Source organism: Xanthomonas sp. CFBP 8443, from assembly GCF_025666195.1.
Taxonomy (GTDB): domain Bacteria; phylum Pseudomonadota; class Gammaproteobacteria; order Xanthomonadales; family Xanthomonadaceae; genus Xanthomonas_A.
This window is the reverse complement of sequence record NZ_CP102592.1, coordinates 627,222-644,131: the sequence shown is the minus strand read 5'-3', so window position 1 is coordinate 644,131 and position 16,910 is coordinate 627,222. Positions and strand designations below refer to the sequence as shown.

The window sequence follows — 16,910 nt, the reverse complement described above, 5'->3', positions numbered from 1 at the left end:
TGGCCCGGGCCAAAAGATGGAGGCCGGACGGCCACCTCGTCTAGACTCCTCCCCATGCCCAGCGCATAGCCACTCAAGGAGATCCACATGAGCACCGTCAGCCCCGTCACGCCCCCGCCCGCCCCAGCGCCCGGCGCGATCCCCAATCACCTGGCCTGGGCGATCATCGCCACGGTGCTCGGCTTCTGCCTGTGCTGCCCGTCGATCATTCCGGGCATCGTCGCGATCGTGTTCTCCAGCAAGGTCAACGGGCTGCTCAACCAGGGCGACCTGGACGGCGCACGGCGCGCCTCCAACAACGCCAAGACCTGGTGCTGGGTGACCACCGCGCTGGCCATCATCGGCCTGCTGATCAACGTCGGCATGGTCGCCACCGGCGGCATGCAGGGCTACATGGACTACGTGAACCAGATGCAGCAGATGAGCTGACCGGCATGCGCGCCTGGCAACAACGGGCGTGCCTTGGCGCCGGCGCCGCCATCGCGGCGGCCGGCGCCACCATGCTGTACCGGTTCGATCCCAACGCCGCGGACAATCCGTTCGCGCCGTGCCTGTTCCATGCGCTCACCGGTTACTACTGCCCCGGCTGCGGCATGACCCGCGCCTTGCACGCACTGGTGCATCTGGATCCGCTCGGCGCCTTCGCGATGAATCCCGGGGCGATGCTGGGCCTGGCCCTGCTGCCGGGACTGATCGCATGGAAGGCCGGCTGGCGTGCGGCATGGTTCGCGCCGGTGGTCGCCGTGGTATCGCGACCGAATTTCTGGCTGCTGGCGCTGCCCGGCTACTGGATCGCGCGCAACCTGCCGTGGTTCCCGTTCACCCTGCTCGCGCCGGGCTAACTGACCCAGCCGGCGATCACCAGCAACGCCAGCAGCACCAGCCACAACAGCAGCACCCGCCAGATCTGGCTCATCGCATCCCGCAGTTCCGGCAGGCGCCGCAGCATCGGCACCGCCATGCCGGCATCGCTGTAGTCGTGCGCCTCCTCGTCCAGCTCGCCGCGCACGCTGGCGCAGGCCACCGGGCCCAGGAAGCCGCTGTCCAGTTGCCAGCGGTTGCCGCCGGCCGCGCGCCAGGCGCCGAACACGGTCTCGAAGTTGCCGACCAGCGCCAGCGAAAAGGTCATCAGCTGCGCCACCGGCCATTCCATCGCCGCCAGTGCGGTGCGCGCGCCGAGCGCGGTGGTCAGCGGCAGCCGCGGCGCGTACGGCCCGACCGCGGCCAGCGCCAGCAGGCGGTAGCCGAGCGCGCCGACCGGCCCCAGCAGCAGGAACCAGAACAGCACCGCGAACCAGCGCCGCAGCGCGCTGACCGCCACCGCCTCGACCAGCCCGGCCGGATCCTCGCGCAGCGGCCCGCCGTCGGCCTGCAGCTGCGCGATCGCGATGCGCCGCGCGGCGACGTCGTCGGCCTCGATCACCGCTTCCACGTCGGTATCCAGGTCGCGCGGCCCCCAGCTGAAGGCCAGCACCAGCACCCCGAACAGCAAGGCCAGCAGGCCCAGGTGCGGCGCACTGACCAACCACTGCAGCAGGCCCACCAGTAGCACGGCCGGCAGCAGCGCCAGCGCGATGCCGTAGCGGCCGCGCCAGGCGCTGCCCTCGCCGGTGTGCGCATCCAGCCACGACAGCCAGTCGCCGTAGGCATCGAAGCGCCGCAACGAGGCGACCATGCCGGGCGCGACATGGCCCAGCACCAGCGCAACGATCACAGCGACGAGGGTAGTGAACATGCAGGTCCTCCGGGACCGTTCTGAAGCGTGTGCGCAGTGGCAACCGCCGCGCCTAGCCGGCGCAACGGCTAGGCGTGGTCGCCGTCGCGGCGGTACCAGTCCACGACCAGCGCGTGCGCGATGGAGATCCGCGGCGGCAGGCGAAGGCCGTGGCCGTCGTCGGCGCCATCGCCGAGCGTGGCCGCACGCTGCAGGGCGGCGCCGATCTCGTCGCGCTCGACCCAGCGCGCGTCTTCCAGTTCGCCATCCACCTGCGGCGCATCGGGTTCGGCCAGCGCGCGGAAACCGAGCATCAACGCACCGGGGAACGGCCATGGCTGCGCGCCGTAGTAGCGGCAACTGCCGGGCCGGACCCGCACCTGGGTTTCCTCGGCCACTTCGCGCGCCACGGTCTGCTCCAGCGACTCGCCCGGTTCGACGAACCCGGCGATCACCGAATAGCGCCGCGCCGGCCAGCTCGCCTGGCGGCCCAGCAGCAGCCGGCGGCCGTCGCTGACCGCGACGATCACCGCCGGATCCACGCGCGGATAGTGTTCGCTGGCGCACTGCGTGCAGGTGCCGAGGAAGCCGCCGCGGCCGAACGCGATGGCGCCGCCGCAGACCCCGCAGAAGCGGGTGCGCGACTGCCAGTGGAGCATGCCCCGCGCATAGGCGAACAGGCCCGACGCGGCGGCCGGCCACTCGGCCGCGGCGCGGCGCAGGTCGATGCGCTGCGGCGGGTCGAGCTGGGCATCGAGCGCGGCCGCGGCCAGCGCGAACCAGGCCGTGCCGTCGCGCAGGCCGAGGAAGATCGCCTGCGCGACCGCGTCGCCCAGCGATGCGCCGGTCAGCGCCAGCGGCTGCCCCTGCGCGTCGGCGTAGGCGTTGCCGTCGGCATCGAGCAGCAGCAGGCGCGCGGTGGGCCAAGCGCGGCGCAGCGCCTCGGGATCGTTGCGCAGCGCATCGGCGCGGTCGACGGCCGCGTCGGCGAAAACGAAGGAAGCGGAGGTCAGTTCGGACATGCGGCGCAGGGTGCAGGCAAACCACGCATCCGGCAAGCCGCGGCGTGTTACACGCTGAAGCTGCTGCCGCAGCCGCAGGTGGTCTTGGCGTTGGGGTTGCGGATCACGAACTGCGCGCCGTGCAGGCCTTCGCTGTAATCCACTTCCGCGCCCATCAGGTACTGCAGGCTGAGCGGGTCGACCAGCAGGGTGACTTCGTCGGTCCGCACCGACAGGTCGTCCTCGGCGCGGTTCTCGTCGAACTCGAAGCCGTACTGAAAACCGGAACAGCCGCCGCCCTGGATGTACACGCGCAACGCCAGCGCGTCGTTGCCTTCCTCGCGGATCAGCTCGCGCACCTTGGCCGCGGCGGCCTGGGTGAAGTTCAGCGGCCGCTCCAGCGACTGGTAGTCGGGCGCGGGCGCGGCACTGGGCAGGGAAACGAGAGTGCTCATGGCAGCAGGATGGGGGCGGCCGCTGGCCGAATCAAGCCTCGGCCTTGGTCAGCACGCGCTGCGCCGGCTCGGCCTGCGGCTCCTCGTGCAGGTGTTCCGGCGGGGCCAGCGCGGCCATGCTGCCGGCATGGATCAGCCGCCCGGTCAGCTGTGCGCCGGCGTTCATCTCCACCACCTGGTAGTGCACGTTGCCCTGCACCCGCGCCTTCGGCGCCAGCTCCACGCGCTCGGCGGCATGCACGTCGCCGATCAGCTGGCCGTTGATGATCACGATCGGCGCACGCACCTCGCCCTCGATGCTGCCGTGCTCGGACAGGGTCAGCGTCGCCGGCGCACCGTCCTCGGCCAGCACCTTGCCGAGGATGCGCCCTTCCACGTACAGGCCGCCGCTGAACACCAGATCGCCCCGGATCACCACCTGCGCGCCGATCAAGGTATCGACCACGGTCTGGCCGCTGCTGCGACCGTTCTTGCTTCCGAACATAAGCTGCCTATTCCCCTTTGCCGTTACCGGCCAGTGTCCAATCGAAACTCTGGGTGACCGGCGCCCCTCCGCCGGACAGCGATACTCGCACCCGTTGCGGGGTGAAATCCTTGGGCAGGATCACGCTGCCGTCCAACTGCTGGAAATAACGGAACGAATAGTCCTGGCCGGGCACGCCGCTCTTCTGGTGCAGCTCGTCCCAGCCCACGCTGGTCAGCTTGCCGCCGCGCACGCCTTCCACCGCCAGGCGCATCTGCCCCTGGCTGATCGCGCCGCGGTTGAGGTTCTGGGTCAGCACCACGTTGTAGTGCCAGGTGCCGCCGGCCTCGGCCGAGAACTCCGCCGAATGCACGGTCAGGCCCTTGCGCTGGCTGGTCGCGCCGACCAGGCGCTCGTAGAAGGCCACGTCGGCGCGCAGCCCGGCGATCTCCTCGTCGCGTTCGGCCAGCGAGCTCTGCACCGCGTTGTTGGCGGCGCGGCTGATCTGGTCCGAGCGCGCCAGCGTGGCCTGGCGCTGGTTGAGCGTCTCGATCTGCCGCTGCTGGGCCTGCAGCTTGCGTTCGGCCTCGCGCAACTGGGTGCGCACATCGCCCAGTTCCGGCGCGGCCTGGCGGCTGGCCAGCAGCCAGGTCCCGGCCAGCGACAGCAGCCAGGCGACGGCGATCAGCAACCACAGGCCGCGCCCGCGCACTGGCGCGGCGCCGTTGGGCACGATCTGGAAACGGGGGACGGGTCGGTTCATCGTCAAAGCCGCGCCACCGAGGCGGCAGCGGCGTCGATCCTCGCGGGGGTTCGGCCGGCCAGCTAGTGTAAGCCAGGCTCCCGACCGGCGCCGGACCAATCGCCGCCAGCGCAGCGGCGCGCCCCATGCTGGCCTTCGCCGCACGCTTGGCCGATAGTGGCCGCCACACGCGCGCGCCCAGGAGCGCCTCGCCATGACCGACGCCCACCTCTTCGTAATCGGCATCCTGCTGGCCTGGCTGGCCGGCATCCGCGTCTACCTGACCGTGTTCGGGGTCGGCATGGCCGGCCTGCTCGGCTGGCTGGACCTGCCGCAGGCGCTGCAGGCGACCGAGTCGTGGTGGGTGCTCGGCACCTCCGGCGCGCTGGCCCTGGCCGAATTCTTCGCCGACAAGATCCCCGGCGTGGACTCGGTGTGGGACCTGCTGCAGACCCTGACCCGGATCCCCGCCGGCGCGTTCCTGGCCGCGGCCACACTGTCGCCGGACGGCCAGCTCGGCGCCGGCGCGCTGGCCACCGGCGCCGGCATCGCGCTCACCAGCCATGTGCTGAAGTCCGGTTCGCGCGCATTGCTGAACACCTCGCCGGAACCGGCCAGCAACTGGATCGCCTCGCTGACCGAGGATTCGGTGGTGATCGCCACGCTGGCGCTGGCCCTGGCGCATCCGTGGCTGGCGTTGATCGTAGTGCTGGGCGCCAGCGTGCTGGGAGCGCTGCTGGTGTGGTGGGTGTGGCGCACCCTGTGGCGCGGGGTGCGCCGCCTGCTGGCGGTGCCCGCGGACGTCGTCATGGCCAGGCCGAACCGGGACGGCTCCCTGCCTTCGTGAACTTCATCGCATAATTGCGCGTGCACCAGGATAAAGACGCGATGGCCGCCAGAGACACCGCACCGCCTCCCAGCCGCGACGACCCGCGTTCGCGCAACGTCCGTGCCGAAACCCCGCCGCCGCACTACTGGCGCCGCTGGGCCGCCGATGCCGTGCCCGAGGCGCAAGAAGTGACGGCGCCCGCTGCGGCACCGAACGCGCAGGACGCTGCAGCGCCGGCCACCGACCACCAGGCCGCCGCCGACGTGGCGCCGAGTCCGCCAGGCGCGACGGAGACGCCGAACGCCGCCACCGCGCCGCCGCAGCCGCTGGACGCGCCGTACCGGATCCTGATCGTCGAGGACGACCGCTCGCAGGCCCTGTTCGCGCAGAGCGTGCTGCACGGCGCCGGCATGCAGGCGCAGGTGGAGATGCAGGCCGAAGGCGTGCAGCAGGCGATCGCCGAGTACCGGCCCGATCTGATCCTGATGGACCTGCACATGCCCGGCCTGGACGGCATGCGCCTGACCGCGCTGATCCGCCAGCAACCGCAGCACCAGTTGCTGCCGATCGTGTTCCTGACCGGCGACCCGGATCCGGAACTGCAGTACGAAGTGCTCGACAGCGGCGCCGACGATTTCCTGACCAAGCCGATCCGGCCGCGGCACCTGATCGCCGCCGTCTCCAACCGCATCCGCCGCGCGCGCCAGCAGGCGCAACAGAGCGCCAGCGACGGCGTGCCGCTGAACAATCCCGAGACCGGCCTGCCGACCCGCAGCCACGTGCTGCAGCTGCTCGGCGAGTCGCTGCGCACCCGCGGCGGCGGCCTGTTCTTCATCGAGGTCGCCAGCGCGCTGGGCCTGCGCGAGCGCTACGGCTATGCCGCGTTCGAACGCCTGATGACCCAGGCCGGGCGCCGCCTGGCCAGCGTCACCGCGCCGCAGCCGCTGGCCCGGCTCAACGACAACAGCTTCCTGCTGCTGGCCCAGGGCGACGATCTGGACGCGCTGCGGCAGCGCGCCCAGGCCCTGCGCGAAGCGCTGGCCAACCATGCCTTCCCGCTGCGCGAGGACGAAGCGGTGCACCTGCGCTGCGCGATCGGCTACGCCGACCTGGCGCAAGGGTTCGAAGACGCCGGCAGCGCGCTGGAAGCGGTCGAGCGCACCGCGCTGCAGGCGCGCCTGCATCCGCAGGGCGTGGCCGCGTACGCGCCGCCGCGCGAGGAAGAGGACCTGGGTCGCATCGCGATGTTCGAAGGCCAGCTGGAACCGGCCTACCAGCCGATCGTCGCCGTCGCCGGCGGCGACACCGCGCAGTACCAGGTGCTGCTGCGCCTGCGCCAGCGCGACGGCACCCTGCTGTCGGCCGGGCAGGTGCTGCCCGCGGCCGAGGCCGGCGGGCGCATCGCCGACCTCGACCAGCAGGTGCTGGACCACGCGCTCGGCCTGCTGCACCTGTACCAGCACGCCACGCCGCCGCTGCGCCTGTTCGTGTCGCAGTCCTCGCGCACGCTGGCGCGCGGCGCCTTCGCCGACTGGCTGGTCGAGGCGATCGGCCGCCGCGGCGTCACCGGCACCTCGCTGGTGATCGACCTGCGCCTGGACGACGCGCTGATCCACACGGTGACCCTGCAGCAGTTCTGCGCCCGGCTGATGCCGCTGGGCGTGCAGTTCTGCCTCAGCCAGTTCGAACCCGGCGCCGAAAACGAGGCGCTGCTCGGCCAGCTGCCGCTGGGCTACCTGCGCCTGTCGGCGCGTTTCGCCAATGCGCATGCCGATGCCGGACTGCGCGACCAGTTGCGCGCCACGATCGACCTGGCGCACCGCGCCGGGCTGATGATCATCGGCCAGCAGATCGAGGAAGCGCAGGCCGCCGCGGCGATGTGGATGGGCGGGGTCGATTTCATCCAGGGCAACCTGGTGCAATCGGTCGGCGACGAACTGAACTTCGATTTCCAGAACGCGGTGCTGTAGCGATGCCCGCACGCCGGCGCCGGCCCCTGCCGTGGCTGGCCGCGTCGAGCGCGGCGCTCGCGCTCGCCGCCGCGCCGCTGGCGCTGCCGGCACTGGCGCCGCCGCCGCCGTGGCAGCTGCTGGCGCCGGCCTGCATCGGCGCCGCCGCGCTGCTGGCCGCGCTCGCCGCCTGGCGCGCACGGCAACAGGCGCGCGCACTGGATGCGGCGTCGGCGCGCGCGGCGCTGGCCGAGTCCGAACGTGACGCGCTGCAGCGCGACGTGCACCTGCGCGAGCGGCTGGAACGCGAACTGGTGCAGGCCAAGCAGGCCGCCGAGGCCGCGGTGATGGCCAAGGGCGAATTCCTGGCCACGATGAGCCACGAGATCCGCACTCCGCTCAACGGCATCATCCCGATGCTGGAACTGATCGCACGCGGCCAGCTCGGCACCGAGCAGCGCGAGATGCTGCGCGCCGCCAACGACTCTTCGCTGCAGCTGCTGCGCATCGTCGACGACATCCTCGACTACTCCAAGCTGGAAGCGAACCGGCTGGAGCTGGAGATCACCAGCTTCAACCTGCGCGAACTGCTCGACGGCATGCTGCAGCTGATGCAGCGCGCGGCCGAGGCCAAGGGCCTGCGCGTGGCGCTGCAGCTGGATCCGGCGGTGCGCCTGCCGGTCCGCGGCGATCCGCTGCGGCTGCGGCAGGTGCTGAGCAACCTGATCGGCAACGCGATCAAGTTCACCGCGCGCGGCAGCGTGGAGCTGCGCGTGCGCCGCCTCGGCGAGACTCCGGCGCAGCACCTGCTGCGCTTCGAGGTGCGCGATACCGGCATCGGCATCAGCCCCGAGCAGCAGGAGCGGCTGTTCCGCTCCTTCACCCAGGCCGATGCGTCCACCACCCGCCTGTACGGCGGCACCGGGCTCGGCCTGGCGATCTGCAAGCGCATCGTCGACCTGATGGGCGGGCGCATCGGCGTGGAATCGGGCAGCGACCAGGGCGCCACATTCTGGTTCGAGATTCCGCTGCTGAAAGTGATCGGCGACCTGCCGCAGGCCCAGGGCAGCCTGCCGCGGCTGCACGCGCTGCTGGTCGGCGCCGACCAGCGCCTGTACCAGCGCCTGAAAACGCTGTTGCCGAACTGGGGGGTGCAGCTGAGCAAGGTCGACTCGACCCAGGAAGCGCTGGAGCGGCTGCGCGCCGGCAACCTCGCCGCCCCGACTTACGACCTGGTGATCGGCGATCTCGACGGCCTGCGCCAGAGCGCGCGGGCGCTGCAGCGCGCGGTGACGCGGTTGCCGGCGCCGCACGCGATGCGCCTGATCTGGCTGTACGGCGACACCGAGATCCCCGAGGAAATCCGCGCCCACGGCGCGCTGCTGTCGCGGCAGGCGGCGGACCTGGACCTGCGCGGCATGCTCGCGCTGGCGCCGGCGGCGGCCCTCGCCTCCGCGGCCGCGCCGGCCTTGCCCGAAGAACCCGCTTCCGATCCGCAGCGCGATGCCGCGGCGGCATCGGCATCCGCCACCGCCGCGGGCCCGGCCGAGGCGATCGGGCCGGCCTCGCCGGCCGCCGACTACCGACTGCTGCTGGTCGAGGACAACCCGGTCAACCTGCTGGTCGCGCAGAAACTGCTCGACGTGCTCGGCTACCGCAGCGACAGCGTCGCCGACGGCGCCGCGGCGCTGGCGCAACTGGCCACGCAGGCCTACGACCTGGTGTTGATGGACTGCCAGATGCCGGTGCTGGACGGCTATGCCGCCACCCGCCAGTGGCGCCAGTCCGAAGCGGCGGCAGGACGGGCGCGGCTGCCGATCGTGGCGATGACCGCCAATGCGATGGCCGGCGATCGCCAGCGCTGCCTGGAGGCCGGCATGGACGACTACCTGTCCAAGCCGGTCGGCCGCGAGCTGCTGGCGCAATGCCTGCAGCGCTGGCTGCCGCACCGCGCCGCCAATGCCGCGCCGGCACAGACCCCGCCGGAGAGTGCCGCGCTGCCGGCGGATGCGGAGACGGCGAGTGCGCAGACAGCGCAATCCGCGCAGAGGCAGACGCAGACGCAGACGCAGACGCAGACGCAGACAGCGGCAATCGCAGCGTCCGCTTCCAGCAATAGCAATAGCAATAGCAGCAGCGACAACAATAGCGACGGCGCCACCAGTACCAGCATCAGCACCGCCGATCTGGCACCGCTGCCGCCGACACCGCTGCCGGTGCTGGACATCGCGGTGCTCGACGAGTTGCGCGAGCTTGCCGGCAGCGCGACCACCGCGCAGATCGTGGAACTGTTCCTGGGCGATGCGCCGCAGCTGATCCAGCGCCTGGAGCAGGCCGCCGTGATCCCGCAACTGGAGCCGCTGCGCGACGCGGCGCATACGCTGAAGTCCTCGGCGGCCAACGTCGGCGCACTGGCGCTGTCGGCCGCGGCCTTGCGCATCGAGGCTGGCGTGCGCGCCCACCAGCTGGAGCGCCCCGCGGTCGCGGTGGCGCTGGTCATCGCCGAATTCGCACGCGCGCGGCTGGCCTTGAACGGCTACCGCAACACCTTGCGCGACGCAGCCGAAAGCCCCGCGTCGTAGACGGCCGTTGTCTCCTGTAGGAGCGGCTTTAGCCGCGACAGGCCCTATCCGGAGCTACCCATAGGATCTGTCGCGGCTGAAGCCGCTCCTACAGGGATGCCAGCCTCCGTGGGCGACCTGACGCTTGGCGAGGCCGCCCGAGTACAGACCACAACACGGCCAGCGGCAATGCGCCGCTCAGTCCTCGAGCTTGGTCAGCAGGTAGTTCGGCTCGCCGATGCGGCCGATCAGATCGAGCTGGGTTTCCAGCCAATCGATGTGCTCTTCCTCCGACTCCAGGATGTCGGCCAGCAACTGGCGGCTGACGTAGTCCTGGATCGACTCGGCGTAGGCGATGCCGTCGCGCAAGGTGGTGGTGCCGTCCCGCTCCAGGGCCAGGTCGCACTCGAGGATTTCCTTCGGGTTCTCGCCGATGCGCAGCTTGCCCAGGGCCTGGAAGTTGGGCAGCCCCTCGAGGAACAGGATGCGGTCCGCCAACTTGTCGGCGTGCTTCATCTCGTCGATCGATTCCTTGTACTCGTGTTCGGCCAGTTCCTTCAGCCCCCAGTTCTTCAGCATTTTGGCGTGCAGGAAGTACTGGTTGATCGCGGTCAACTCGTTGTAGAGGACCTTGTTGAGGAACTCGATGACCTTGCTGTCGCCCTTCATCGCAGTGCTCGCTAATGCCTGGAAAGCGCAGACTTTAGCGAATCGGCCACCGCCGTGAAGGAACGCGAATCGTGATCATCCCGCTGCGCATCCGCGCGGCGGCGGCGCGCGGCTCAGGCGGCGCGGGCCAGGCCACCCAGCACGGGCAGCGGCAGGTCGCGCAGCAGCGCGCGTTCCAGCAGATCGCCGGCCATGTCCAGGCACGAGCCGCAGGTGGCCCCGCAGCCGGTGCGCATGGTCAGTTCGGACACGGTGCGGCAGCCGGCGTCGGCGGCTTCGCGGATCTGACGATCGGTGACCCCATTGCAGATGCAGACGTACACGATGGCGTTCGGCGGCGGGCGGCGCGGACTGCGCCTGGCCGCCATTCAAACCAAAGTGAGAATGGTTGTCAATTCCGGGCGTTAATCGTTATTAATACGGGCCACCCAAGGCCCGCCACGCTTGCGTGGACGCTTGCGCGGGCGCTCGTGGCCGGCGGTGTTGCCGGGCATCCACGCCTCCTGCGCCAGGGTCGGCATGGCACGGATGCCCGGCCCGGCGATGCTCTGCGCCAGCGGCGCCAGGTGGCGCAGCGCCCGCGCGTAGACGCCGCGCTTGAACAGCACCACGTGCTCCACCGGATACCAGAAGTCGACCCAGCGCCAATGGTCGAACTCCGGCGTCTCGGTCAGCTCCAGGTTCAACTGGCTCTCGTCGCAGCGCATCTGCAGCAGGAACCAGACCTGCTTCTGGCCGATGCACACCTGGCGTTCGTTGCGGCGGATGGCGCGGCTGGGCAGCCGATAGCGCAGCCAGCCAGGCGTGGCTCCGAGCACTTCGACATGCTCGGGCAACAGCCCGGTCTCTTCACGCAACTCGCGGTACATGGCCTCGACCGGGGTCTCGTCGGTATTCATGCCACCTTGCGGGAACTGCCAGCCATCCCGGCGCACGCGACGTGCCCAGAACACCTGACCGTCCGGCCGCATCAGCACGATGCCAACGTTCGGTCGATAACCGTCCGGATCGATCACGATGCGGACTCCTGAAAAATCTACTGGCTCCGACTCTGCCATGGCTGCGGCCGGGCCACAAGCGCGGCAAAAACCCGTTGACAGCCGTCCGATTTGCTATAAGAATTGGCGGTTCACCAAGGCTATGTAGCTCAGCCGGTTAGAGCACAGCACTCATAATGCTGGGGTCGGTGGTTCGAGTCCACCCATAGCCACCATGGTGTCCACGCAGCAGGCGTGCGATAATTGCGATCTGCGACATTGCCCCGTCGCCAAGCGGTAAGGCACCTGACTCTGACTCAGGCATTCGGTGGTTCGAATCCATCCGGGGCAGCCAAACACCAAAAAAAAGGCCGATCGAAAGATCGGCCTTTTTTTTGGTGTTTGGCTGCGGGTTCGCGCAGGCGCTTTGCGCCTGCGCCCCACACCTTGCTGCGCAAGGTGTGGGCCCCGGCCTTCCCTCTCCACATCCCCGCGCCTGTCGGCGCGCCCCCTTGGACTCCAAGGGGGCTTTTCACCAGACGCTCGGTGCGCATGTCATATGAAAACAGCGCCGAGCTGCGAACGCCTTCCCGCGAACGGCGATTGCTATGCAGCCGACCGCGCTACTGATGCATCGCTAGATCCGCAGCAGTAGAACCACGCGCGACTGATGGCAACACTCAAGCAGAAGACAGCACCGGCATGGAGCTGAGTACAGGCGCGCCGAACCAACGACCACGAGATCGAGGCGACGCAGAGCACGGCTTGGCTTGCGACCGCCGCTGCCGTCGGACCCAAACGACAAAAGCCCGGCCGGGGCCGGGCTTTTGCGTACTTCCCAGGGGAATCCCGAAGGATTCCTCGCCAGGCGCGGTGGATCAGCGCTTGGAGAACTGGGTCGCGCGGCGGGCCTTGTGCAGACCGACCTTCTTGCGCTCGACTTCGCGGGCGTCGCGGGTCATGAAGCCGGCCTTGCGCAGCTCGGACTTCAGGGTTTCGTCGTACTCGACCAGCGCGCGGGCGATGCCCAGGCGGATCGCACCGGCCTGGCCGGTGGTGCCGCCGCCGGCGGCGGTGACGAAGATGTCGAAGCTTTCGGTGTTCTTGGTCAGCTCCAGCGGCTGGCGCACGATCATGCGCGCGGTCTCACGGCCGAAGAACTCGTCCAGCGGACGGTTGTTGACGGTGATATTGCCGGTACCCTTGCGCAGGAACACGCGGGCGGTGGAGGACTTGCGGCGGCCGGTGCCGTAGTTTTGCGTGATCGCCATGATTAGATATCCAGAACTTGCGGCTGCTGGGCGGTATGCGGATGCTCGGAGCCCTTGTAGACCTTGAGCTTGCGGTACATGGCGCGACCCAGCGGACCCTTCGGCAGCATGCCCTTGACCGCGATCTCGATGACGCGCTCGGGGTGACGCTCCAGCGCCTGCGCCAAGGTCTCGGTCTTCAGGTTGCCGATGTAGCCGGTGAAGCGGTGGTACTTCTTGTCGTTGAGCTTGTTGCCGGTGACCGTGATCTTCTCGGCGTTGATCACCACCAGGTAATCGCCGGTATCGACGTGCGGGGTATAGACCGGCTTGTGCTTGCCGCGCAGACGGCGGGCCAGTTCGGTGGAAAGCCGGCCCAGCGTTTTGCCGGCGGCGTCGACGAGATACCAGTCGCGCTGGACGGTCTCGGACTTAGCGGTGAAGGTGCTCATTAAAGAAGACTCGGTTGGTCGGGCGGATTCCGGCAGGACGCTGCCTGAACTTTGCCACGCGTTGTGACTTGCAAAAACGCAAGAGGCGGAATTCTACGCGCCGCCAGCGGCACGCGCAAGTCCGTCCCTTGCCCGGGACCCCAGCGCCGTCGGCGCTTGGCATGGCGGCGGCCCGGGGCGAAAATCGAATGCCCCCCCATCCCCAGGCCCCTCGCGATGACGGCTCCCCGCCTGCATACCCCGCTCGACCGCGCCCTGGTCGAAGCCCAGCGCGCCCTGGAAACGGTGTTCGGCGATCCGCCGGCGCAGCGCCCCTACCCGGCGGCGGCCACCGCCGACGTGGTGCTGGCACCGGACGAACGCCGCCATGCCGCCGGGCTGATGCGCATCAACCATGTCGGCGAGGTCTGCGCGCAGGGCCTGTACTTCGGCCAGGCCGCGGTCGCCCAAGATCCGGCGACCCGCGCGCACCTGCTGGAAGCGGCGCAGGAAGAGACCGACCACCTGGCCTGGTGCGCGGCGCGGCTGCGCGAGCTGGACAGCCGCCCGAGCCTGTTCAACCCGGTCTGGTACGCCGGCAGCTACGCCATCGGCACCCTGGCCGGGCTGCGCGGCGACGGCTGGAACCTGGGCTTCGTGGTGGAGACCGAACGCCAGGTCGAGGCGCACCTGGACGAACACCTGCAGACGCTGCCGCCGGCCGATTTGCGCAGCCGCGACGTGCTGCGGGTAATGAAAGCCGACGAGGCGCGCCATGCCGAACACGCCGAACAGGCCGGCGCGCGGCGGCTGCCGGCGCCGATCCCGTCGCTGATGGCCGCCGCCTCGCGGCTGATGAAGGCGGTCGCCTACCGGCTTTGAGCGCGCCGCGGCGCAGGCGCCGCCGGTGCCGCGCTGGCATTGCCGGCGCATTCGGGTTAAAGTGAACGAAAGCTGACTGGTTCCGACGTCCGCCTATCCTGTTCAGCGACTGGCGCTTCCATCCCGGCGCCGTCCGACTTCGCCGCACCACCGCGCCGCACCCCTGCCGCTTGCGCCTGCTTTCACGACCGATCATGCCTGCACGCTCCACCCATCTGCCATCGCCACAGACCCGCTGGCTCTCGCGCCTGCTGTTCGCGAGCCTGTTCGCGCTCGGCGGCGGCGCCCTGCTCTACCACCTGCTCGGCGACTACCGCCATGCCAGCGCGATCCTGCGCGACCACTCGGTGGCGACGGTGCCGGTGATCGCCGACGGCGCGTTCGGCGCGCATGCCGAGCCGCTGGTGCATTACCGCTTCCACTATGTCTTCGAGAGCAAGGGCCGGCTGCACCGCGGCGCGTTCGAGGCCAGCGGCGCCGAGGCCGGGCCGCTGCTGCTCGACGGCGCGACCGTGGAGATCGCCTATGCCAACGCCGATCCGTCGCGCTTCGGCCGCCTGGACCAGTTGCAGCACGCCGGCAACCTCGGCGGCATGCTCAGCCGGGTGGCGATCGCGCTGTCGATCGCCGCGCTGCTGGCCGCGGTCGCGCACCAGATGCTGATCGGCCGCGTCCTCGGCGCGCGCCGCCCTGCCGTGGCCTGACGGCTCGGCACAGTCGCCGCTTCTCAGCCTCGGCGCCCATGACAGCGGAGCTAGGCGAGCACTGCGAGCGCCCGGATCGGCCCGCGCCTCAAGTTGACCCGCAGCGCCTGCCCACGAACGTTGGCAGCGCTGCCGCCTGCGACATTCTTTATAGGCCGCGAACCCGGCAGCGCTCAGGACTGGACCAGCTTCAGGCCGATCACCCCGGCCACGATCAGGCCGATGCAGGCCAGCCGCGCCGGCGACGCGCTGTCGCCGAACAGCGCGATGCCCAGCGCGGCAGTGCCCAGCGCGCCGATCCCGGTCCAGATCGCGTACGCCGTGCCCAGCGGGATGTCCTTCAGCGCCTGGGTCAGCAGCCACAGGCTGATGCCGGCGCCGGCCAGGGTGCCCAGCGTCGGCCAGAGGCGGGTGAAGCCTTCGCTGTACTTGAGGCCGAGCGCGAAGCCGATTTCGAACAGGCCGGCGAGCAGCAGGTAGATCCATGGCATTGTCTGTCTCCGTAGACAAATAAAAATAAAAACGGCCCGATGTCTGCACATCGGGCCGCCGTCGGCAAGGGTCGCAGCGCAAACGCTGCGGGGCGGGCCGTCCCGCCGAATGTGACGTGCTACTCGGCCAGGTTGCGACCGTGGAACAGTTCCTCGATCTCGCGCTTGAGCAGCGCCTCGATCCGCATGCGCTCCTTGAACGAGAGGTTCTTGGCCTTTTCCTCGAACAGGTACTGGTCCAGGTCGAAGTCCTTCAGGTGCATCTTGGTGTGGAAGATGTTCTCCTGGTAGACATTGACGTCGAACATCTCGTAACGCGCCTTGATGTTCTTGGCCAGGAAGTTCTGGATCGAGTTGATCTTGTGGTCGATGTAGTGCTTCTTGCCCTTCACGTCGCGGGTGAAGCCACGGATGCGGTAATCCATGATCACGATGTCCGATTCCAACCGCTCGATCAGGTAGTTGAGCGCCTTCAGCGGCGAGATCACCCCGCAGGTGGCGACGTCGATGTCGGCGCGGAAGGTCGCGATGCCGTGCTGCGGATGGGTTTCCGGGTAGGTATGGACGGTGATGTGGCTCTTGTCCATGTGCGCGACCACCGCGTCGGAGATGATCTCCTTGCCGGCCAGCTTCTTGTCGATCACCGGCTCTTCGGAGATCAGGATGGTCACCGAGGCGCCCTGCGGATCGTAGTCCTGGCGGGCGATGTTGAGGATGTTGGCGCCGATGATCTCGGCCACATCGGTGAGGATCTCGGTCAGGCGGTCGGCGTCGTACTGCTCGTCGATGTACTCGATGTAGCGCTGGCGCTCCTCTTCGGAGACCGCGTAGCAGACGTCGTAGATGTTGAAGCTCAACGCCTTGGTGAGGTTGTTGAAACCTTGCAGCCTCAGGCGAGGCAACGGCTTGACCACGGGCGTGAATCCTCTAAAAGATGGACGGGGTAGAAAGGGCAGCAATTATGGGCCAAACGCGCCCGTAGCGAAACGTGGGGATTGGCGCTCGTTTGCCGCAGACAACGCGTCCCGTTAAGCTTCGGGACTCACGCAGTAGCGAAGCCGCCATGAGTCCCGGAAACACCTCCACTGCAACACCTGTGCGCATCGCTCCAAGTCCTCTGACGTTGGACACCGCCACGATCGACCGCTTCCTGGCGCATAGCCACCGCCGGCGCTATCCGGCGCGGACCGACGTGTTCAGGCCCGGCGACCCGGCCGGCACCCTGTACTACGTCGTCAGCGGCTCGGTCAGCATCATCGCCGAGGAAGATGACGATCGCGAATTGGTGCTGGGCTATTTCGGCAGCGGCGAGTTCGTCGGCGAGATGGGCCTGTTCATCGAATCGGACCAGCGCGAGGTGATCCTGCGCACCCGCACCCCGTGCGAACTGGCCGAGATCAGCTACGAGCGGCTGCACCAGCTGTTCCTGGGGTCGCTGTCGGCCGACGCGCCGCGGGTGCTGTACGCGATCGGCGTGCAGCTGTCCAAGCGCCTGCTCGACACCTCGCGCAAGGCCAGCCGGCTGGCGTTCCTGGACGTCACCGACCGCATCGTGCGCACCCTGCACGACCTGGCCCAGGAGCCGGAGGCGATGAGCCACCCGCAGGGCATGCAGTTGCGCGTGTCGCGGCAGGAGCTGGCGCGGCTGGTCGGCTGCTCGCGCGAGATGGCCGGCCGCGTGCTGAAGAAGCTGCAGGTCGACGGCATCCTGCACGCCCGCGGCAAGACCGTGGTGCTGTACGGCGCGCGTTGAGCGCAACGCGCATGGCTGCACGCCGCGCTAGCGGCGGCA

General features: G+C 69.3%; 20 protein-coding genes and 2 tRNA genes. 10 read left to right on the top strand and 12 right to left on the bottom strand.

Annotated features, from left to right (window positions below; all coding sequences use genetic code 11):
• Positions 1-87: 87 nt before the first annotated feature.
• Positions 88-429, top strand: a complete 342-nt coding sequence (locus NUG20_RS02660; protein WP_263396918.1) for a CD225/dispanin family protein — start codon at positions 88-90, stop codon at positions 427-429.
• A gap of 5 nt (positions 430-434) precedes the next feature.
• Positions 435-842: a DUF2752 domain-containing protein gene (locus NUG20_RS02655; protein ID WP_263396917.1), complete on the top strand. Its 408-nt coding sequence runs from the start codon at positions 435-437 to the stop codon at positions 840-842.
• On the opposite strand, the gene NUG20_RS02650 is transcribed toward NUG20_RS02655, so the two are convergent.
• The 5 genes from NUG20_RS02650 to NUG20_RS02630 form a co-directional block, all read right to left on the bottom strand.
• Positions 839-1,735, bottom strand: coding sequence for a hypothetical protein (locus tag NUG20_RS02650; RefSeq protein ID WP_263396916.1), 897 nt, complete (start codon positions 1,733-1,735; stop codon positions 839-841). The genes NUG20_RS02655 and NUG20_RS02650 overlap by 4 nt on opposite strands.
• Before the next feature lie 68 nt (positions 1,736-1,803).
• Entirely contained in the window at positions 1,804-2,736 is a 933-nt protein-coding gene (gene nudC, locus NUG20_RS02645; RefSeq protein ID WP_263396915.1) for an NAD(+) diphosphatase, read from the bottom strand.
• A gap of 47 nt (positions 2,737-2,783) precedes the next feature.
• On the bottom strand, positions 2,784-3,170 hold the full coding sequence (gene erpA / locus NUG20_RS02640) for an iron-sulfur cluster insertion protein ErpA (RefSeq protein WP_053836095.1): 387 nt from the start codon (positions 3,168-3,170) through the stop codon (positions 2,784-2,786).
• Positions 3,171-3,201: 31 nt separating this feature from the next.
• On the bottom strand, positions 3,202-3,654 hold the full coding sequence (locus tag NUG20_RS02635; RefSeq protein ID WP_263396914.1) for a bactofilin family protein: 453 nt from the start codon (positions 3,652-3,654) through the stop codon (positions 3,202-3,204).
• A 7-nt stretch (positions 3,655-3,661) separates the two neighbouring features.
• Entirely contained in the window at positions 3,662-4,396 is a 735-nt protein-coding gene (locus NUG20_RS02630) for a DUF6776 family protein (RefSeq protein WP_263396913.1), read from the bottom strand.
• Positions 4,397-4,589: 193 nt separating this feature from the next.
• On the opposite strand from NUG20_RS02630, the gene NUG20_RS02625 reads away from it, so the two are divergent.
• Genes NUG20_RS02625 through NUG20_RS02615 form a run of 3 tightly spaced genes read left to right on the top strand, consistent with a single transcriptional unit; the run spans position 4,590 to position 9,735 of the window.
• Complete coding sequence (locus NUG20_RS02625; protein ID WP_263396912.1) at positions 4,590-5,222, top strand: DUF4126 domain-containing protein; 633 nt, start codon at positions 4,590-4,592, stop codon at positions 5,220-5,222.
• Positions 5,223-5,263: 41 nt separating this feature from the next.
• A complete protein-coding gene (locus tag NUG20_RS02620) occupies positions 5,264-7,174 on the top strand; it encodes an EAL domain-containing protein (protein WP_263396911.1) in 1,911 nt (636 codons plus the stop codon).
• A gap of 2 nt (positions 7,175-7,176) precedes the next feature.
• Positions 7,177-9,735 (top strand): hybrid sensor histidine kinase/response regulator, encoded by a 2,559-nt coding sequence (locus NUG20_RS02615; RefSeq protein WP_263396910.1) that lies wholly within the window; start codon positions 7,177-7,179, stop codon positions 9,733-9,735.
• 177 nt (positions 9,736-9,912) lie between these two features.
• Here NUG20_RS02615 and bfr read toward each other — a convergent pair whose 3' ends face one another.
• The 3 genes from bfr to NUG20_RS02600 all read right to left on the bottom strand — a co-directional run bounded on the left by bfr (position 9,913) and on the right by NUG20_RS02600 (position 11,399).
• Positions 9,913-10,383, bottom strand: a complete 471-nt coding sequence (gene bfr / locus NUG20_RS02610; protein ID WP_263396909.1) for a bacterioferritin — start codon at positions 10,381-10,383, stop codon at positions 9,913-9,915.
• Between the two features lie 113 nt (positions 10,384-10,496).
• Positions 10,497-10,706, bottom strand: coding sequence for a (2Fe-2S)-binding protein (locus NUG20_RS02605; protein ID WP_263396908.1), 210 nt, complete (start codon positions 10,704-10,706; stop codon positions 10,497-10,499).
• Between the two features lie 81 nt (positions 10,707-10,787).
• On the bottom strand, positions 10,788-11,399 hold the full coding sequence (locus NUG20_RS02600; RefSeq protein WP_263396907.1) for an RNA pyrophosphohydrolase: 612 nt from the start codon (positions 11,397-11,399) through the stop codon (positions 10,788-10,790).
• Between the two features lie 120 nt (positions 11,400-11,519).
• Between NUG20_RS02600 and NUG20_RS02595 the strand changes: the two genes are divergently transcribed.
• A tRNA-Met gene (locus tag NUG20_RS02595) sits at positions 11,520-11,596 on the top strand.
• 44 nt (positions 11,597-11,640) lie between these two features.
• Positions 11,641-11,715, top strand: a tRNA-Gln gene (locus NUG20_RS02590).
• 523 nt (positions 11,716-12,238) lie between these two features.
• On the opposite strand, the gene rpsI is transcribed toward NUG20_RS02590, so the two are convergent.
• Together rpsI and rplM are read right to left on the bottom strand one after the other, a co-directional pair.
• Positions 12,239-12,631 carry a 30S ribosomal protein S9 gene (rpsI, locus tag NUG20_RS02585; RefSeq protein WP_003470251.1) on the bottom strand — a complete coding sequence of 131 codons (393 nt, stop codon included), beginning with the start codon at positions 12,629-12,631 and terminating at the stop codon, positions 12,239-12,241.
• 2 nt (positions 12,632-12,633) lie between these two features.
• Entirely contained in the window at positions 12,634-13,062 is a 429-nt protein-coding gene (gene rplM / locus NUG20_RS02580) for a 50S ribosomal protein L13 (protein WP_003470250.1), read from the bottom strand.
• A 216-nt stretch (positions 13,063-13,278) separates the two neighbouring features.
• On the opposite strand from rplM, the gene coq7 reads away from it, so the two are divergent.
• Both coq7 and NUG20_RS02570 read left to right on the top strand, forming a co-directional pair.
• A complete protein-coding gene (gene coq7, locus NUG20_RS02575; RefSeq protein ID WP_263396906.1) occupies positions 13,279-13,923 on the top strand; it encodes a 2-polyprenyl-3-methyl-6-methoxy-1,4-benzoquinone monooxygenase in 645 nt (214 codons plus the stop codon).
• Positions 13,924-14,117: 194 nt separating this feature from the next.
• Entirely contained in the window at positions 14,118-14,627 is a 510-nt protein-coding gene (locus NUG20_RS02570; protein ID WP_263396905.1) for a hypothetical protein, read from the top strand.
• A 173-nt stretch (positions 14,628-14,800) separates the two neighbouring features.
• Here the strand turns inward: NUG20_RS02570 and NUG20_RS02565 are convergent, their stop codons facing one another.
• Together NUG20_RS02565 and speD are read right to left on the bottom strand one after the other, a co-directional pair.
• On the bottom strand, positions 14,801-15,118 hold the full coding sequence (locus NUG20_RS02565) for a DMT family transporter (RefSeq protein WP_263396904.1): 318 nt from the start codon (positions 15,116-15,118) through the stop codon (positions 14,801-14,803).
• Positions 15,119-15,237: 119 nt separating this feature from the next.
• A complete protein-coding gene (gene speD / locus NUG20_RS02560; RefSeq protein WP_003476431.1) occupies positions 15,238-16,032 on the bottom strand; it encodes an adenosylmethionine decarboxylase in 795 nt (264 codons plus the stop codon).
• A 149-nt stretch (positions 16,033-16,181) separates the two neighbouring features.
• Between speD and crp the strand changes: the two genes are divergently transcribed.
• Positions 16,182-16,871 carry a cAMP-activated global transcriptional regulator CRP gene (gene crp / locus NUG20_RS02555; RefSeq protein WP_046979198.1) on the top strand — a complete coding sequence of 230 codons (690 nt, stop codon included), beginning with the start codon at positions 16,182-16,184 and terminating at the stop codon, positions 16,869-16,871.
• Positions 16,872-16,910: the final 39 nt, after the last annotated feature.